14 protein-coding genes and 1 tRNA gene are annotated in these 15,021 nt (G+C 40.9%); 9 read left to right on the forward strand and 6 right to left on the reverse strand.

Annotation, left to right across the window (positions count from 1 at the left end):
• Positions 1–62: 62 nt before the first annotated feature.
• Positions 63–524 (reverse strand): hypothetical protein, encoded by a 462-nt coding sequence (locus tag HMPREF9448_RS05595; RefSeq protein WP_008861628.1) that lies wholly within the window; start codon positions 522–524, stop codon positions 63–65.
• Between the two features lie 332 nt (positions 525–856).
• On the opposite strand from HMPREF9448_RS05595, the gene HMPREF9448_RS05600 reads away from it, so the two are divergent.
• Complete coding sequence (locus HMPREF9448_RS05600; protein ID WP_008861629.1) at positions 857–2,221, forward strand: MATE family efflux transporter; 1,365 nt, start codon at positions 857–859, stop codon at positions 2,219–2,221.
• A gap of 12 nt (positions 2,222–2,233) precedes the next feature.
• Complete coding sequence (locus tag HMPREF9448_RS05605) at positions 2,234–2,677, forward strand: methylglyoxal synthase (protein ID WP_008861630.1); 444 nt, start codon at positions 2,234–2,236, stop codon at positions 2,675–2,677.
• Positions 2,678–2,739: 62 nt separating this feature from the next.
• Here HMPREF9448_RS05605 and HMPREF9448_RS05610 read toward each other — a convergent pair whose 3' ends face one another.
• On the reverse strand, positions 2,740–4,629 hold the full coding sequence (locus HMPREF9448_RS05610; protein ID WP_008861631.1) for an ABC-F family ATP-binding cassette domain-containing protein: 1,890 nt from the start codon (positions 4,627–4,629) through the stop codon (positions 2,740–2,742).
• A gap of 580 nt (positions 4,630–5,209) precedes the next feature.
• Between HMPREF9448_RS05610 and HMPREF9448_RS05620 the strand changes: the two genes are divergently transcribed.
• Complete coding sequence (locus HMPREF9448_RS05620; RefSeq protein WP_008861632.1) at positions 5,210–5,677, forward strand: hypothetical protein; 468 nt, start codon at positions 5,210–5,212, stop codon at positions 5,675–5,677.
• Entirely contained in the window at positions 5,667–5,867 is a 201-nt protein-coding gene (locus HMPREF9448_RS05625) for a helix-turn-helix transcriptional regulator (RefSeq protein WP_008861633.1), read from the forward strand. The genes HMPREF9448_RS05620 and HMPREF9448_RS05625 overlap by 11 nt, the downstream gene beginning before the upstream one ends.
• Before the next feature lie 77 nt (positions 5,868–5,944).
• Here HMPREF9448_RS05625 and bioB read toward each other — a convergent pair whose 3' ends face one another.
• Positions 5,945–6,904, reverse strand: coding sequence for a biotin synthase BioB (gene bioB, locus HMPREF9448_RS05630; RefSeq protein ID WP_008861634.1), 960 nt, complete (start codon positions 6,902–6,904; stop codon positions 5,945–5,947).
• A gap of 315 nt (positions 6,905–7,219) precedes the next feature.
• On the opposite strand from bioB, the gene HMPREF9448_RS05635 reads away from it, so the two are divergent.
• The 3 genes from HMPREF9448_RS05635 (at position 7,220) to HMPREF9448_RS05645 (ending at position 8,170) form a co-directional block, all read left to right on the forward strand.
• A tRNA-Thr gene (locus tag HMPREF9448_RS05635) sits at positions 7,220–7,293 on the forward strand.
• A 127-nt stretch (positions 7,294–7,420) separates the two neighbouring features.
• The gene (locus tag HMPREF9448_RS05640; protein WP_008861635.1) at positions 7,421–7,879 is read left to right on the forward strand and encodes a TspO/MBR family protein; all 459 of its coding nucleotides are present in this window, start codon (positions 7,421–7,423) and stop codon (positions 7,877–7,879) included.
• 12 nt (positions 7,880–7,891) lie between these two features.
• The gene (locus tag HMPREF9448_RS05645; protein WP_008861636.1) at positions 7,892–8,170 is read left to right on the forward strand and encodes a GNAT family N-acetyltransferase; all 279 of its coding nucleotides are present in this window, start codon (positions 7,892–7,894) and stop codon (positions 8,168–8,170) included.
• Between the two features lie 13 nt (positions 8,171–8,183).
• Here HMPREF9448_RS05645 and HMPREF9448_RS05650 read toward each other — a convergent pair whose 3' ends face one another.
• From HMPREF9448_RS05650 to HMPREF9448_RS05660, 3 genes are all read right to left on the reverse strand, one after another.
• A complete protein-coding gene (locus HMPREF9448_RS05650; protein ID WP_008861637.1) occupies positions 8,184–10,994 on the reverse strand; it encodes an AAA family ATPase in 2,811 nt (936 codons plus the stop codon).
• A 182-nt stretch (positions 10,995–11,176) separates the two neighbouring features.
• On the reverse strand, positions 11,177–11,875 hold the full coding sequence (locus tag HMPREF9448_RS05655; RefSeq protein ID WP_008861638.1) for a hypothetical protein: 699 nt from the start codon (positions 11,873–11,875) through the stop codon (positions 11,177–11,179).
• 15 nt (positions 11,876–11,890) lie between these two features.
• A complete protein-coding gene (locus tag HMPREF9448_RS05660; RefSeq protein ID WP_083855846.1) occupies positions 11,891–13,297 on the reverse strand; it encodes an endonuclease I family protein in 1,407 nt (468 codons plus the stop codon).
• 209 nt (positions 13,298–13,506) lie between these two features.
• On the opposite strand from HMPREF9448_RS05660, the gene HMPREF9448_RS05665 reads away from it, so the two are divergent.
• Together HMPREF9448_RS05665 and HMPREF9448_RS05670 are read left to right on the forward strand one after the other, a co-directional pair.
• The gene (locus HMPREF9448_RS05665; protein ID WP_008861640.1) at positions 13,507–14,055 is read left to right on the forward strand and encodes a DUF4199 domain-containing protein; all 549 of its coding nucleotides are present in this window, start codon (positions 13,507–13,509) and stop codon (positions 14,053–14,055) included.
• Positions 14,056–14,059: 4 nt separating this feature from the next.
• A complete protein-coding gene (locus tag HMPREF9448_RS05670) occupies positions 14,060–15,013 on the forward strand; it encodes a glycosyltransferase family 2 protein (RefSeq protein ID WP_008861641.1) in 954 nt (317 codons plus the stop codon).
• Positions 15,014–15,021 lie beyond the last annotated feature (8 nt).

A 15,021-nucleotide genomic window follows, 5' to 3' on the forward strand; every position in this document is an offset into this window, starting at 1 on the left:
GCCATTTCTTTATTAAAGATGGCCTCGTTTATTTTTATTTCGAAGAATCGAAAAGACGGTTATTAATTATTAAGGACTAAACGAAATACCATATCTCCGGGCTGTTGCTCGATAAAATCGCTGTATTGCACATAAAAAGCTACGCTTCCCGGCATGTAATCGTAGGTGTAAGTTTCGGTCCAAAGCAGCGCATTATCCCCGTCTGCCTCGCCTTTATGTATCGTATAAGGTAGAGGGGTGATGACTTCGTTGTCTGCCCCCGGAGATTGTACCAAGTACCCCAAGACATATCCGTCGATATACAAATCGTCTGTAATATCTTTATTTTGGAACTCATACATGTAATACGTATTTAATCCGTCGGGCGATGTCACAAGTTGCCAGTCTTGCGATTTTACTGTGTAGGTGTAGTACTTCCAAAACATTCCTTCGCCCGGAACTCCCTGAGGACCTTGTGGTCCCATAGGACCCTCGCAGGAAAATAAAGTCAAACTCAATATAACCAAGAATAAAAACTTTTTCATAATTCTATTTAATTAATGGTTTCATGACAAACATAGCGAAAGGTGAGTGCAGGGGCAAACGGAAATCATATTTCCGAATTGGCTCTGCTGAACCGTATCCTATATTCTACAAATATAGATAAAGTATTTCAAATATAACAAGAAGTCTCAAAAAACGGTTCTGATTTCAGATATTTTTATTTTTTATGATAGTTGAATGGACCAATAATATTTTATGTGAAAAATATAGGGCGTAGCTATTTGAAGTATCTTTATGTTATAAAATGCTTATGCTCCTGTTTTAGCTCCTGAATAATTCGTACCTTTGTATCGTAATTGTGAAATTAGAGATTATGGCAGAGCGTAATTCGCCGTTGATACTTGGAACCGAGCCGATTGGCAAGTTGTTGATTCAGTATTCTGTACCGGCTATTATAGCGATGACTGTTACATCGCTATATAATATTATAGATAGTATATTTATAGGTCATGGGGTGGGTGCATTGGCTATCGCAGGTTTGGCAATTACTTTCCCGTTGATGAATTTGGTAGTCGCTTTTTGTACATTGGTCGGTATAGGCGGTGCTACTATCAGTTCTATTTTTTTAGGCCAGAAAGATAAAGTGCGAGCAACGGAGGTCGTACATAATGTTTTGATTATGTGTATAATCAATGCTGTTTGCTTTGGCGGTTTGACTTTTTTATTTCTTGATTCCATATTATTGTTTTTCGGGGCAAGCCACGATACATTGCCTTATGCTCGTGATTTCATGCAAGTAATTTTACTGGGGACTCCTATAACTTATGTGTTTATAGGGCTGAATAACGTAATGAGGGCTACGGGGTATCCTCGTAAGGCAATGTTTTCGTCATTGTTGACTGTGGGGTGTAATATTATTTTGGCTCCGATATTTATATTTTCATTCGATTGGGGAATACGGGGTGCAGCGTTGGCAACAGTCGTGTCTCAGACTGTCGCTATGGTGTGGGTGCTCGTTCATTTTGCGAACAAAAAAAACTTTATTCATTTTGACCGTCGGTACTCCCGGTTGAAAGTGCGGGTAGTCGCTAAAATATTTTCCATAGGCATGTCTCCTTTTTTGATGAATGTTTGTGCCTGTGTGGTGGTGATTTTTATTAATAATGCGTTGCAACATACTGGTGGAGATTTGGCTATCGGTGCTTATGGTATTGTGAACCGTACTTTGATGTTGTTCGTTATGATCGTTATGGGAATCACACAGGGAATGCAGCCTATCGTGGGGTATAACTATGGAGCCAAGCAATATGACCGTGTTCGCAAAACATTGCGATATGGGATTACGGCGGGTGTGGTCGTTACTACGGTGGGCTTTGTATTGAGCGAATTATTTCCCCATGCTATTGTAGCGATGTTTACAACCAGCGAGGAGTTGGTCGATTTGTCTGTGACCGGTCTTCGTATCAGTTGCGCCATGTTCCCGTTTGTCGGTTGCCAGATTGTAATTTCCAATTTCTTTCAGTCGATAGGTAGGGCTCCGGTATCTATATTTTTATCCTTATCGAGACAATTATTGTTTTTATTGCCGTTGTTGTTGATTTTACCGACTTACTGGTCTACGAACGGAGTTTGGTTGAGTATGCCTATCTCTGATTTTATCGCATTCGTGATAGCTGTTATGGCCTTGTGGATACATCAACGGAAAATCAGACAAAAATTTCAAACTGTTCAATCTTAAAAAAATAAAGCTATGAAAAAAAGATTAACTATCGCGCTAGTGGCGCATGATAATCGTAAGGCCGATATGGTAGAGTGGGTGAAACATAATGCCGAGTTGTTGTCTCATCACCATTTGGTTTGTACAGGTACTACCGGCCGATTGATTAAGGAGGCATTCGACGAATTGAATATTCCGGCCGATGTGACTTGTATGAATTCGGGTCCGTTGGGGGGAGATGCCGAAATTGCCGCATTGGTGGTTCGTCATCAAGTCGATTTGGCTATCTTTTTGATCGATGATTTGAATCCTCAACCACACGAGGCCGATATACAGATGTTGCTTCGTCAGTGTAGAGTACACAATGTGCCTATCGCTTGCAACCGATACAGTGCCGATTTGATGATTACCAGTACTTTGTGGGACGATGATTCTTATAAACCCACAGAACCGAAATACGCTTATTTTCAAAGGTGAGGTTTGAGCATGTGATATAACAAAAGGCGATAGAGATACGGTCTATCGCCTTTTGTATATAACTACCCTTCGATTTCACTTAGTTCGAGCCAGCGTAATGTCTTTTCATCGAGGTTTTCGTTGATTCCCGGCAATCTTTTGGATTGCAGCGTGAGTTCCTCTATGCTTAAGGTTCCGCTGCAAAGGTTCGTTTCGATTGTTTTTTTCTCTTCTTCCAGCGCAGCGATTTCCATTTCTAATTGTTCCAGCTCTTTTTTCTCTTTAAAAGAAAGGCGTCGTCGGGTATTGTCAGATGTATTTCTTTTTTCGGCAGTAGTCTTTTTATTGTCTTGCTTTGCTTTTTCTGCCTGTTCGCTTTTAGCCTTTTGTTCCTGTGTTTCTTTCCATTCACGATAATCGGTATAGTTACCGGGAAAGTCTTTTAGTTCTCCGTTTCCTTTGAACACAAGTAGGTGATCTACTACTTTATCCATGAAATATCGGTCGTGGGAGATGACAATGAGACACCCTTTGAAATTACGGAGATAATCTTCAAGGACGTTAAGAGTAACGATATCCAAGTCGTTGGTCGGTTCGTCCAGTACCAAAAAATTGGGATTACTGATGAGTATCGTACATAAATATAGGCGTCGGCGTTCTCCTCCACTTAATTTATATATATAGCTGTGTTGTGTCTCGGGGGTAAAGAGAAAATGCTGCAAGAATTGAGATGCGGACAGCTTACGTCCGTCGCCAAGTGAAATTTCTTCTGCTATATCTCTTACGGCATCGATGACCTTCATCTGTTCATTAAAATGTAACCCATCTTGGCTATAATAGCCGAACTTTACCGTTTCTCCTATATCGAATCGTCCTCGATCGGGTTGAATTTCACCGACGAGCATTTTGATGAAGGTCGATTTTCCGGTTCCGTTGTTACCTACGATACCCATTTTTTCATAGCGGGCAAAAGTATAATCGAAGTTTTCGATTATTTTCAGGTCTCCGAATTTTTTACAGATACCTTTTGCCTCGAATATCTTTGAACCGATGTATGACGATTTTACTTCGAGCCGTACTTGCCCGTCTGATTTTTCTTGACGGGCTTTCGCTTGTAATTCATAAAAAGCATCCACACGGTATTTTGCTTTTGTGCCCCGGGCTTGTGGCTGTCGCCTTATCCAGTCCAACTCGGTACGCATTAAATTGCGGGCCCGGTCGATTTCGGCATTATGTATTTCTATGCGCTCTTCCCGTTTTTCAAGATAGTAGCTGTAATTACCGTTATAATTGTATAGTGTATGATTGTCGATTTCGACAATTTGATTGCATACTCGATCGAGAAAATAGCGATCGTGCGTGACCATCAATAGGGTTATGTTGGTGCGGCGTAAAAATTCTTCCAACCATTCGGTCATATCGATGTCCAGATGATTCGTCGGTTCATCGAGAATGAGCAAGTCGGGTTCGGTAATTAAGACATTGGCTAACGCCAGTCGTTTCAGTTGTCCGCCGGACAATTCTTTTACAGGCTGATCGAAGTTATTGATTTTGAGCTGCGAAAGAATTTGTTTGGCTCTTTGCTCGTAATCCCATGCCTTGTAGTGGTCCATGCGGTCGAGTAGTTCTTGCAGGCCGATAGGATCGTCGGTTTGTAGAGCCTGTTCGTATTCGGCTATTAAACGAACAGTGTCGTTGTCGGACTGGAAACAGGCTTGTATAACTGTGAGTTCTGGCGGATAGGAGGGGGATTGTTCCAAGTATCCTACCCGTAAATTATTCCGGAATACAATGTTTCCACTGTCATAATTTTCTTTCCCCGCCAGAATATTCAGTAAAGTCGTTTTCCCCGCTCCATTTTTGGCAATTAATCCTATTCGGTCTCCTTCACCGATACCTAACGATATATTTTCGAAGAGAATCCGGTCTCCGAACGACTTTGTGAGATTTTCTATTTGTAAGTAGCTGATCATTACTTTGTATTAAATACCAGTCAAATTTACGATAAATGTTGTGATTGGACAAATGGGAAAGAGCAGTCTTCATGAAAGTTTTAACGATTTAGGGCGTAATAGAAAAATTGCGCGAGTGTTTTGCATTGTTAATTTATTCTTTTTTCGAATTCTATGGCTTGTATCGGGTTAAAAATCTTTTTTGTCAAAAAAATAACCCTAAAAAGTTTGAGTTTAAGAATAAAGTTTTACCTTTGCAAAGTTTGATTGTGCTCAATGATACAAAAGTCTTGAGTTTTACCAATCTTGTTATCCTATCTATCTACCTGAAACACAACACACAAACGCCGACATTATCCGTTATTGCAAGACTGTTAAGCATTTGGTCGGAAGTGCAGAGTCTTGCGGGAAAAATCCATTTTTTAGATAATAGGTTTGAATGAAGATTCCCACGCCATGTTGGAAGTGTTCAGAGGCTTCATAGCTTTTCTGTAAGATTTTTTGTAAAAAAAAAGTCGCTTATATTTGTCTATATGTAAAATATACTTTACATTTGTGCCATAGCTATTTCTTTTATCGATTACTTAAAATAATTGTTATTATGGAAAAAATCTTTTTGTTGCCTAATGGCTTTAAGAAAGTCGGCTGGATTATTCTGGTTCCAACATTTGTGCTGGGAGTACTGATGACGATAGACGGTTATAATGGTTTTCCATCTTTCTTGCTACCCGAATGGATTCCTTTGGCTATGAAAAGAGTCCTGACTTTGGATTGGGTTGGAAAAATATTGAATAATGTCGCCATTATAGGCATTTGCTTGGGTTGTTTATTTGTGGCATGTTCACGTGAGAGAGTCGAAGATGAATTAATCGGGCGGATAAGATTGAACTCGTTGTTGATAGCCTTGTATATCAATTCGTCTGTTTTGATTATTTTATCTCTTTTTTGTTACGAGCTTCTGTTTTTGAATGTCTTGGTCTTTAATATGTTTACGAATATTATTATTTTCTTGATTGTCTTTGAAATGAAATTGTGGAAACTTAAAAAGTCGTTGAGAGATGAAGAATAGAATACGAGTGGAGCGTGCCGAACTTCGTATAACCCAGCAGCATTTGGCCGATGTAGTAGAGGTGAGCCGACAAACCATCAATGCAATCGAGACTGGTAAATTTGTGCCTTCTACGGTGTTAGCGTTGAAAATAGCCCAAGTATTCAATAAATCGGTAGAGCAAGTTTTTCAACTGGAACCAAGTGACTGAAATGGAATGTTCTGTGAAGAACAGGGAATTTGGATAAACGAGAAAAGCCTGTCGCATGCGACAGGCTTTTTATTATATTATAGAGGATCGTATCCCGCTTCTCGGGCTAATGATTTGTCTTCGTTTACTCCCGATCCCAGCGTTGTGAGCATGTCGCCCATCAATAGTCCGTTTACTCCGGCCGATAGTGCTTGCTTTTGTGTTTCTCTGGATAACCTCGCCCGCCCTCCGGCAAATCGAATGAACGTCCGTGGCAGTATGAATCTGAAAATTGCGATTGTAACTAAAATCTCCTCGTCGCTGATGGGGGGCATATGTTCCAGAGGTGTTCCCGGTATGGGATTCAATATATTCATGGGAACAGAACAGACCCCTAATTCTTTTAGTTCAAAAGCCAATTCGATACGTTGTTTCATATTTTCTCCCATACCGATGATTCCACCGGAACAGATTTCCATTCCTAACTTTTGGGCTGTCCGAATCGTTTCTTTTTTTTGTTCAATGGTATGTGTGGTACATAGCTCGGAAAAATAGGACGAGGCTGTTTCTAAGTTGCAGTGATAACGTTTTACTCCGGCGGCTTTCAGTTTCTCTAATTCTTCTCGTTTCAATAGTCCCATAGAGGCGCAAAGGTGTAAGTGGGTTTCTTCTCCCATTTTTCGATAAATATCGCAGAAATAGTCTATTTCCGAGGCTTTTATCCTTCTCCCACTGGTGACCAAAGACAATCTTTTTATTCCTTGTTGTTCGTTTAAACGGGCAATGGATATAGCTTCATGTATGGGTATAGCGTCGTATGTTTCTATTTGGGTGTGATGATGGGCCGATTGGGCGCACCATTTGCAGTTTTCGGGACAATGACCAGAACGGGCATTGATGATCGAGCAAGTATCGAGCGTTTTATTACAGAATTTTTTACGGATTTCGTCGGCAGCAGCATATAGGTCCGAACGAATGGCTTTTTGTGCTAATTCTAATGCTTCGTCGGGGGTAATTTCTCCTCCGGCAAGTATACGCTCTTTAATTTTTTGCAACATGATTCCTTTTTTGTGAATGGGCTATTATTTATAGGATACAAATGTAAATTTTTTTAGGAACAATACAGGCCGAGACTTCTATAAAATTATGGAGAAAAAATTTATTGTGAAATATGTTTTTTTTAATTCTTTCGTTTTTAAGTAGATAGAAAATTTTGTGCATTTTTTTGTGGAATGCTATTGTTATCTAAGAAAAAATATCTACTTTTGTGCCCGGGTAAGTCCTATACGGCCAGCTCCCTGTGAATCCCCCAGGGTTTGACCGCAGCAAGGGTAGCCGGTTGTAGCGGCGCGATGTAGATAGCTTACCCACCTGCCGATATAGCTCAGTTGGCCAGAGCACGTGATTTGTAATCTCGGGGTCGTGGGTTCGAATCCCTCTATCGGCTCAAAGGACACTCTTTTTAGAGTGTCCTTTTATTTTTAGATTTTAGGCATTCTTCTTTTGGAATATCCAAGAACTTTAATTATTTATATGTGTTTAAATTACAACTATTGTTGTTAAATGTCTTGGTTATGAAAAGATTCGCATTTTATCTCCTTCCTATACTATTATGTTTTGCAGTGGGATTGTCGGCCAGTTATTTTCAGTCTGATTCTATTTCTGAGTGGTATCCATTGCTGAATAAACCGGCTCTTACTCCGCCTAATGGAGCTTTTCCTATTGCATGGAGTATCATTTATATTTGTATGGGACTTTCATTGGGGCGCTTGATAGAAAGGGGTGCGAATAAAACCTTGTCGGTGTTATGGGGGATACAGTTAGTCGTTAATTTCTTATGGAGCTTATTATTTTTCGCATTTAGAAATCCGTTTTTGGGATTGATAGATATTTTATTACTCGATATTTTAGTGTGGATTTATATATCAAGGGCATATCGAAAAGAGAAAGCGGCGGCACTGTTATTTGTGCCATATTTCTTGTGGCTTCTTTTGGCTACATATCTTAACGGATATGTATATTTGTACAATTAAAAAATTCTTCTTATGGAAATAATACATGATTTGTCGAGAAAACAGTTTCAGACTGTCGCTGACGGGAAAACAGCATACGTGTCGTATGATCTTGTCGATGGTTGCTTGAATATAGAACATACGATTGTCCCCCGGGAAATCGAAGGGCGGGGTATCGCTGCCGCTTTGGAGAAGGCGGCTTATGACTATGCGCTTGATCATGACTTACTTCCGGCTGCGACATGCCGGTATGCGACAGTCTGGTTGGATCGGAATCCTCAATACAAAAATAAGGTTTCGTCTATGAAATAGTTTAGAGGTCTTTTCAGTAAAAGCCGATTCTATTTCTAAGAGTCTGTCTCTCATCTATTTCAAAGCAAGCTACATCGGCATGTGTGATTCTGTTTCGTGAAAATTTTATGCCCGCCTCACCGAGTCGGAGATAGGCGTTTTGCATAATGGTTCGCGATATGATTTTCATGGTTCGGGCGTTTGCATAACAAGAATATTGGTCGGAGCAAAGGTATTCAATATAATGCTGCATGATACTTTCTGCTTTTTGTTCAAAAGAGAAATCTTTGTCCGATAGCATTTGTTTCAGGATTTCGAATAACTCTTCCGAGGTATAGTCGTCGAAAATTAAAGTGTGGTCGACTTCGTGAGCGCCGTTGCCAATTAACTGTTCTACCAAATCTTGCCGGGGAGCCCGGTTCTCGGCAATGATGAGAGCATGAGCTCCGGGCAGGGCAGAGGTGTATCCTGCCAACTTGATTCGTAGTTGTTCGCTATCGAATGTGTTGTATGCATTTTTGAATTTCGGAGAGTCGCCATCGATGAATAAAAGTCCCTGTCGTGACTTTTTCATGGCATCTTGTAGAACTTCGTCCACTTTATAGTCGGGGACATTGTAGAGCTGTTCTCCTTTTATTTCTATAAATTGTCCGTTGCCGAGTATGTTCATGGCTTTCAGTAAGTCGGACATAATTTCAGCGACTGTGCTTTTCCCGGTTCCTGTATTTCCTGCGAAGCTCCATTTCAAAGGGATTTCCCCAAAGAAATTTTTTTCGTTCTCGTGTAATAACCGGGCGATCTTTACAAAGTTATGGATTGCGGCTTTTACATTGGATAATCCGATCATTCTGTCGAGTCGGGCTAAGCATTCATCTATGGTTCGTTCATCGAATTCCTCCGAAGATATGATTATTTTTTCATCGGTGTTATCGGGTATATCTTCTTGTTCGATGGTGACGAGCGACCGTTTGTCGGGATTCCCCGAATCGTATATTCCGCTTTGAGCCAAACGAGTGGCCATGGCCGGAAGTATTTTCGAAGAGATAAGTCTGTTGACATAGCGGGCGTTCCCGAAATGGCGGTCTCTGTTTCGATGGTCTTTTTTTATCAGTTCTAATAGCGTTTGACGAGCAGAGTCGGTTATTTCGTACCCTTCGCGTTGTATGGTGAGGTCGGCTATCTCCAATAATTCTTCGGGTGAATAATCTTCGAAGTGAAATGTAAAAGGAAATCGGGATTGCAAGCCGGAGTTCGATTCCAAAAGCAGTTTCATTTCTGCTGGATATCCGGCGAGAATAACGATTGTCCCGAAGTTGTCGTCCGACAGTTTCGGTAATAATGTTTCTATGACTCTGTTTCCGAAGTCGCGTTTGTCTCCATCTTTGTCATTGGTAAACAGACTGTAAGCCTCGTCTATGAAAAGGACCCCTCCTTTGGCGGCTTCGATGGCAGCTTCGGTTTTTTGTTCGGTCTCTCCCAACCATTTGCCCACCAATTTGCTACGGTCGGTACGTATGACGTGACCTTTTTCGAGTAACCCCATTTTGTGGAAAATCTCACCGATGAAATCGGCAACGGTTGTTTTCCCTGTTCCCGGGTTTCCGGTAAAGACCATGTGAAGGGGCGGTATCGAGGCTTTTAATCCGGCTCTTTTGCGTGCGGCCAATAGTTTTACATAGTTGAGATGTTCGGCAATGCTCCGTTTCAGATTGTTTAGCCCGATCATCTCTTGTAAAGAGTCCATGGCGTCTTTTTCTTTTGTCGGGTCTATCTCTTTTTTTTCTCCGATCGGGGGACGTGTCTGTATGTTGAATAGATTATATTCTCCTTCTTCTTCGTTCCCAATGCGAAACGGGGCATTCAATACTTTTTCTCCTAAGAAATAGATCTCGACGGCATATTCTCCGTTTTCATAATCCGAGAAGTCGACGGGTTCTTGGAATGTCCATAGCCGGTTTCTTTCTTCGTCGTCTTGTGAAATGAAAGTTCCGACTGTTTCGTATTTGGTTAATCCGGTTTGTGCACGGATTTTTATTTCATATTCATACGATTTGTCCGTGTCTTTTAGTTTGCTTATCCCGCAGAATCCGATATAATAGTTGCTATGTATACTCGGGTTTATACTTGTGTAGGAGATGATAGGACGGTCTGGGTCGGGAGCGATGCTTTCGTTTTTGAACAATAGATAGTTGTTTACTTCGAAACATTCGTCGTATTTCTGGGGCAAAGATATAAAAGTCGCGCTTTTGGTTGTATATTCTTCTTTGTCGGAGAGTCGGGATAGGCAGTAAATCCATGAGCCTTCTCTGTTTTCTCTTTCAGGAAGAGCGAAATATGCCGATGGACTGGCGTAGTTTTCGGTGTCGATCGGCATGGAAATTTGAGTTTCTATGTAGGAGCTTCCATCGGGGGCAATTAGTTCTGTTAAAAAAGTTTCGTCCCAAGCATCTATTGTAGCAGATTCGTTTTGTCCTATGCATTCTGTCGAAATGAATAGATATTCTCCTTCATCAACACTGAATTGTGTGCGTAGTGAATCTCTGGGTATTTGTTCTTTTGTGTCGCATATGGAGAAAAAAGTATTTTTAAAGATGATATGATGGCTGGTATTAGACGGGGAATTATCGCTTTCTTCTTCATCTTCCGTCTCCTCTTCTGATAATTGACTTTGAATAAACTCGTCGAGTAAACGATCAAATTCGTCGTCCGGTAAATCATTGTCGTTTTCGGCTTGCAATTCACTATTGGATAATGAATCCAATACAGATTCGGTTTCGTCGATATTATCTTTGATAGATTGTAGCAGCTCTTCGAGTCGTGCTATTTTTTTGTCCTTTTCGTCCATAGATCGGGTGTTTTCCGGTATGAGTTTGTGGGGCGAAGATAGTTATTTGTCATTAAAGAAGCAAATCGGCAGTTATCGAATGAATTCTATCAGTTTGTATTTTGCATCCCATGTAATTAAAAACGGGATAAATTTTCAAATTTTATCCCGTTTTTAATGTGCGTGCTTGGCTATGAAAATTTTTAGAAAATTTCTGTAACAATACGAATGTCGCTTCGGTCGGTAAATTGTAAAGTGAACCAGATCTTCCCGGCATCGTTTACTTTTTCTATGGAAACCGTGCAAGCCTCGTATTGTATGGGTGTATTGTCATTGTCACGGGTAGCCATGATTCCGTTGTTCAAAATCCCTTTTTGGGAAAAATCGCCTTGTGCAGAAAATCGTAAAAGTTTCCCTGTTTCGACATAAGTAAATCCATAGGAGCGTGTCGATTTGTCGGTCGGAGAGCCGGTTATATCCATGCCGGACTCGCAGCTCACTTGGAGTCCTGCCGTTTCTTCCGTTTTGACGGTCGAGCCGGATATCCATGATTCTATTCGGGGCGTGGAGTCGATAGTAAAACCCATTTGATAAGAGTTTGCCGAAATGGTAAACGAGTAGTTGTGGCTTTCTCCTGAGTCGAGGATAACGGTTAGAGTCACTTTCCCTTCTTTAATAGCTGTCACTGTGAGTATTTTTCCCGACAATTCATAAGAAATTGCGGAGTTATTGGTCGTTATGGTATAACTTGTCGAGTTGGGTAGCTTGATAGATACCGACTCGTTTACCCGTAAAATAAAGTCGGTTGGTTGACTCTCGTTCTTATCGTCTTTACAGGCCGAAAAGAAAAGGAGGGCTGTTGCGATTGTTAGGATATAACGGATATATTTAGCTGCATTCATGATTGATAGTAATTTTTATTCTATGATTTGTACACGCATTTTCCCTGTTCCGTAAATAGTCGTGAATTGTATTGTGTGAAGCCCTGCGGACAATTCGGAAGGAGTGAGATGTGTAGCCGGTTTTCCGTCCACAGTCCATTGTGTATCCAAGTTCATGTTTAGCATCAGGCGCACTGGTTCGTCGCTTTTCTTGTAGGTCGATTTTATGTCGATGATTCTCAAATAGGAGGCATCGGACAAGAGTACAGTTCCAGAAATGGTTATGTCTACGGGGGCAGATAATTCGTCGCTCGATAATCGGAGTGTCACATTGCGAGTCCCGATCGACCGGGGAGAAAAGGTTATGGCGAGATTGATTCCGGTCGTGTTTAATTCATGAGCCGGCAGATTGGACATTCCCAAAGAAAAATCTCCCGAATCGTTATTCAATAGTTTTGCTGTAATATCTGTTGTCAGATTTTTCCCTTTGATGTATATCTCTTTATCTTTCGATGTTTCGGTTCCGATGTATCCGAATTCGATTTTGTCGTTTGATATACTGATACTTGGGGCGGAGGTGGATTGTCCCGAAAAACTGAATTCATAATTTGTCGAGTCGCCCCAGATATACTCTACCATATTGGGATAGTCTATGAAAGGATTTCTGTTTCCTTGAAAACTGTATACGGCGTTGTTGCGGTCTATTTCTTTTTGACTGACAGGGTCTTGTCGATGCCATTTCAGTAATAGGGACTGTCCATAGGCATTCAGTGTGGGGTAACTGTTTTGAGCGAACATGGATAGGGCAGAAGACTTCCATGAATAGTCTTGATAGCAGGTCACGAAGTATAAATACATGCGGGCGAAGTCGCCTTTGTATTCGTCTGCGGGCTCGAACAGGTTGGTCGCTCTACCGTTGGCTTGTCCGGTTCCCACTTTGGTAACACCATTGTCGAACAAAGGAGAATCGACCTCTCCCAATGGATAATTGCTTTTAGCCGTGTTGGCAGCGGCATCGGAAGGCGTTAGGTGGTGTAAATCGTAGGAACCGTCGTATTTAAATCGGGTAAGAGGAGTGGCTGTTTCATCGTAAGCATCTCCCCACCAACTTTTGGGTACGCTGTGCTCGATGTTCATGCCTTTCGTTGCTCCTGCTCCGTTCGAAAAGTTATAAGAGTTGTTGGAATACATATCCCATACTTTTTTGTTGGGACGGACATCGCTTTTTTTAAAGACTGTCCATGTACATGCTATTTGGTTGTAATCGCGAGACCCATAGGGAAGCCGGGTATGGTTTTTCAGAAGATTATGTAGCTCTGTTTTTAGTTCAGCGCCGTTTTTCCCTTCCAGAGAGTTGGGATAATAGTCTCGGGGCATATCGGCCAGCAAAGAGAAAATAGAACCGCATATAGCGGTGAAAATCATTACATATCGTTTATTCATGCTGCTTTAATAAAAAGGGGTTCAAAGGTAATCAGAAACAATGGAACAGCCAAGTCTTTTATTTGTTTTAGGTTTTCTTATTGTTTGGCACTCTTTCTTTTCGATATATATTGTCGATATTATCTCTATTTTTGGCTTTTTCCCACATAAATATTGCCGCAAAAGTGATACCTTTGTAGCCTATATGTACATTGGAAAACGATATTTTGATGGAGAAGAATAATACACAAAAGGGAATCGTTCAATTCGCTATGGAGGCGGGAGCCTATATGGGGCTCTATTTCGTGGTGAAATTTATATTTGCTGTGTTGAGTTTGAATTATCCTTTTTGTAATGTCGTTTCTACTATAATGTTGCTATTCGTCCCGTTGGTAGTTTTCTTCATGATGCGTAGGTTCAGTAATCAAAATGAAGGAGGCAGCTACTTCTCTCAATTGTGGATGATGGGTATTTTGCTTTTCTTTTTTGCCTCGCTTATCAGTGGTTTGGCACAGTATATTTATTATGTTTATATCAATCCAGAATATATAAAATCTCAGCTTTCGGCTGCTGTAACTTTGTTGGAATCATTAAATATGACAAGTGACCCTTCATTGTTGGAGGCTGTAAAAACCGGTTTGGAACAGGGGAATATTCCGTCTCCTATGGCAGTCGTTATTCAACAAATGTGGGTGAATGTATTTTTCGGTTCTTTATTGTCGGCAGTAATGGCATGGCTCGTTTCTGTTTGGTTTAAGTCAAGTAAAACAAAGAAATAGGAATATGGATATTTCGGTAATAGTCCCTTTATATAATGAGGCGGAGTCACTTCCTGAATTGACTGCGTGGATCGAGCGGGTAATGGAGGAAAACAAGTTCTCGTATGAAATTTGGTTTATTAACGATGGGAGTACCGATGACTCTTGGCAAGTGATTGAGTCGTTGCGAGAAAAAAATTCTCGTGTTAAGGGGGTGAAATTCCGGCGGAACTATGGCAAATCTCCGGCGCTTTATACCGGATTTCAAAGAGCCGAAGGCGATGTCGTTATTACTATGGATGCCGATTTGCAAGACAGCCCCGATGAAATCCCCGAATTGTATCGTATGATTGCGGTCGAAGGGTATGACCTCGTTTCGGGCTGGAAGAAAAAGCGTTACGATCCGTTATCCAAGACTATACCCACTAAATTATTCAATGCGACAGCTCGTAAAGTGTCTGGCATAAAAAATCTGCACGATTTTAATTGCGGGCTGAAAGCGTATAAAAAAGAGGTGATAAAAAATATAGAGGTTTATGGCGATATGCATCGTTATATTCCTTACTTGGCTAAGAATGCCGGATATAATAAGATTGGGGAGAAGGCTGTCCATCATCAGGCTCGTAAATACGGTAAGACAAAATTCGGATTGGATCGTTTTGTAAACGGGTATCTCGATTTAATTACGCTATGGTTTTTTTCTCGTTTCGGGGTAAAACCTATGCATTTTTTCGGGCTGTTGGGTAGTTTGATGTTCTTTTTAGGACTTATTTCTGTCATTGTTGTGGGGGCGAATAAGTTATATTGTTTATATAATGGTTTACCGTATCGGCTGGTAACCGATTCTCCTTATTTCTATTTGGCGTTGACAGCTATGATTTTGGGTACTCAATTGTTTCTTGCCGGTTTTTTGGGAGAACTTATTTCTCGAAATTCGAGTGAAAGAAATAATTATCAGATAGAAACCGAATTTAAGTAATTAACGTA

Origin of the sequence: Barnesiella intestinihominis YIT 11860 (genome assembly GCF_000296465.1) — a bacterium.
GTDB classification, from domain to species: Bacteria; Bacteroidota; Bacteroidia; order Bacteroidales; family Barnesiellaceae; genus Barnesiella; species Barnesiella intestinihominis.

What these genes read in the sequence shown, in the direction of transcription:
- HMPREF9448_RS05620 (WP_008861632.1), top strand. Translation starts at nt 5,210, where the DNA reads ATGGAAAAAATCTTTTTGTTGCCTAATGGCTTTAAGAAAGTCGGCTGG.
- HMPREF9448_RS05665 (WP_008861640.1), top strand. Translation starts at nt 13,507, where the DNA reads ATGGAGAAGAATAATACACAAAAGGGAATCGTTCAATTCGCTATGGAG.
- HMPREF9448_RS05605 (WP_008861630.1), top strand. Translation starts at nt 2,234, where the DNA reads ATGAAAAAAAGATTAACTATCGCGCTAGTGGCGCATGATAATCGTAAG.
- HMPREF9448_RS05600 (WP_008861629.1), top strand. Translation starts at nt 857, where the DNA reads ATGGCAGAGCGTAATTCGCCGTTGATACTTGGAACCGAGCCGATTGGC.
- HMPREF9448_RS05640 (WP_008861635.1), top strand. Translation starts at nt 7,421, where the DNA reads ATGAAAAGATTCGCATTTTATCTCCTTCCTATACTATTATGTTTTGCA.
- HMPREF9448_RS05625 (WP_008861633.1), top strand. Translation starts at nt 5,667, where the DNA reads ATGAAGAATAGAATACGAGTGGAGCGTGCCGAACTTCGTATAACCCAG.
- HMPREF9448_RS05655 (WP_008861638.1), bottom strand. Translation starts at nt 11,875, where the DNA reads ATGAATGCAGCTAAATATATCCGTTATATCCTAACAATCGCAACAGCC.
- bioB (WP_008861634.1), bottom strand. Translation starts at nt 6,904, where the DNA reads ATGTTGCAAAAAATTAAAGAGCGTATACTTGCCGGAGGAGAAATTACC.
- HMPREF9448_RS05670 (WP_008861641.1), top strand. Translation starts at nt 14,060, where the DNA reads ATGGATATTTCGGTAATAGTCCCTTTATATAATGAGGCGGAGTCACTT.
- HMPREF9448_RS05645 (WP_008861636.1), top strand. Translation starts at nt 7,892, where the DNA reads ATGGAAATAATACATGATTTGTCGAGAAAACAGTTTCAGACTGTCGCT.
- HMPREF9448_RS05610 (WP_008861631.1), bottom strand. Translation starts at nt 4,629, where the DNA reads ATGATCAGCTACTTACAAATAGAAAATCTCACAAAGTCGTTCGGAGAC.
- HMPREF9448_RS05660 (WP_083855846.1), bottom strand. Translation starts at nt 13,297, where the DNA reads ATGAATAAACGATATGTAATGATTTTCACCGCTATATGCGGTTCTATT.
- HMPREF9448_RS05595 (WP_008861628.1), bottom strand. Translation starts at nt 524, where the DNA reads ATGAAAAAGTTTTTATTCTTGGTTATATTGAGTTTGACTTTATTTTCC.
- HMPREF9448_RS05650 (WP_008861637.1), bottom strand. Translation starts at nt 10,994, where the DNA reads ATGGACGAAAAGGACAAAAAAATAGCACGACTCGAAGAGCTGCTACAA.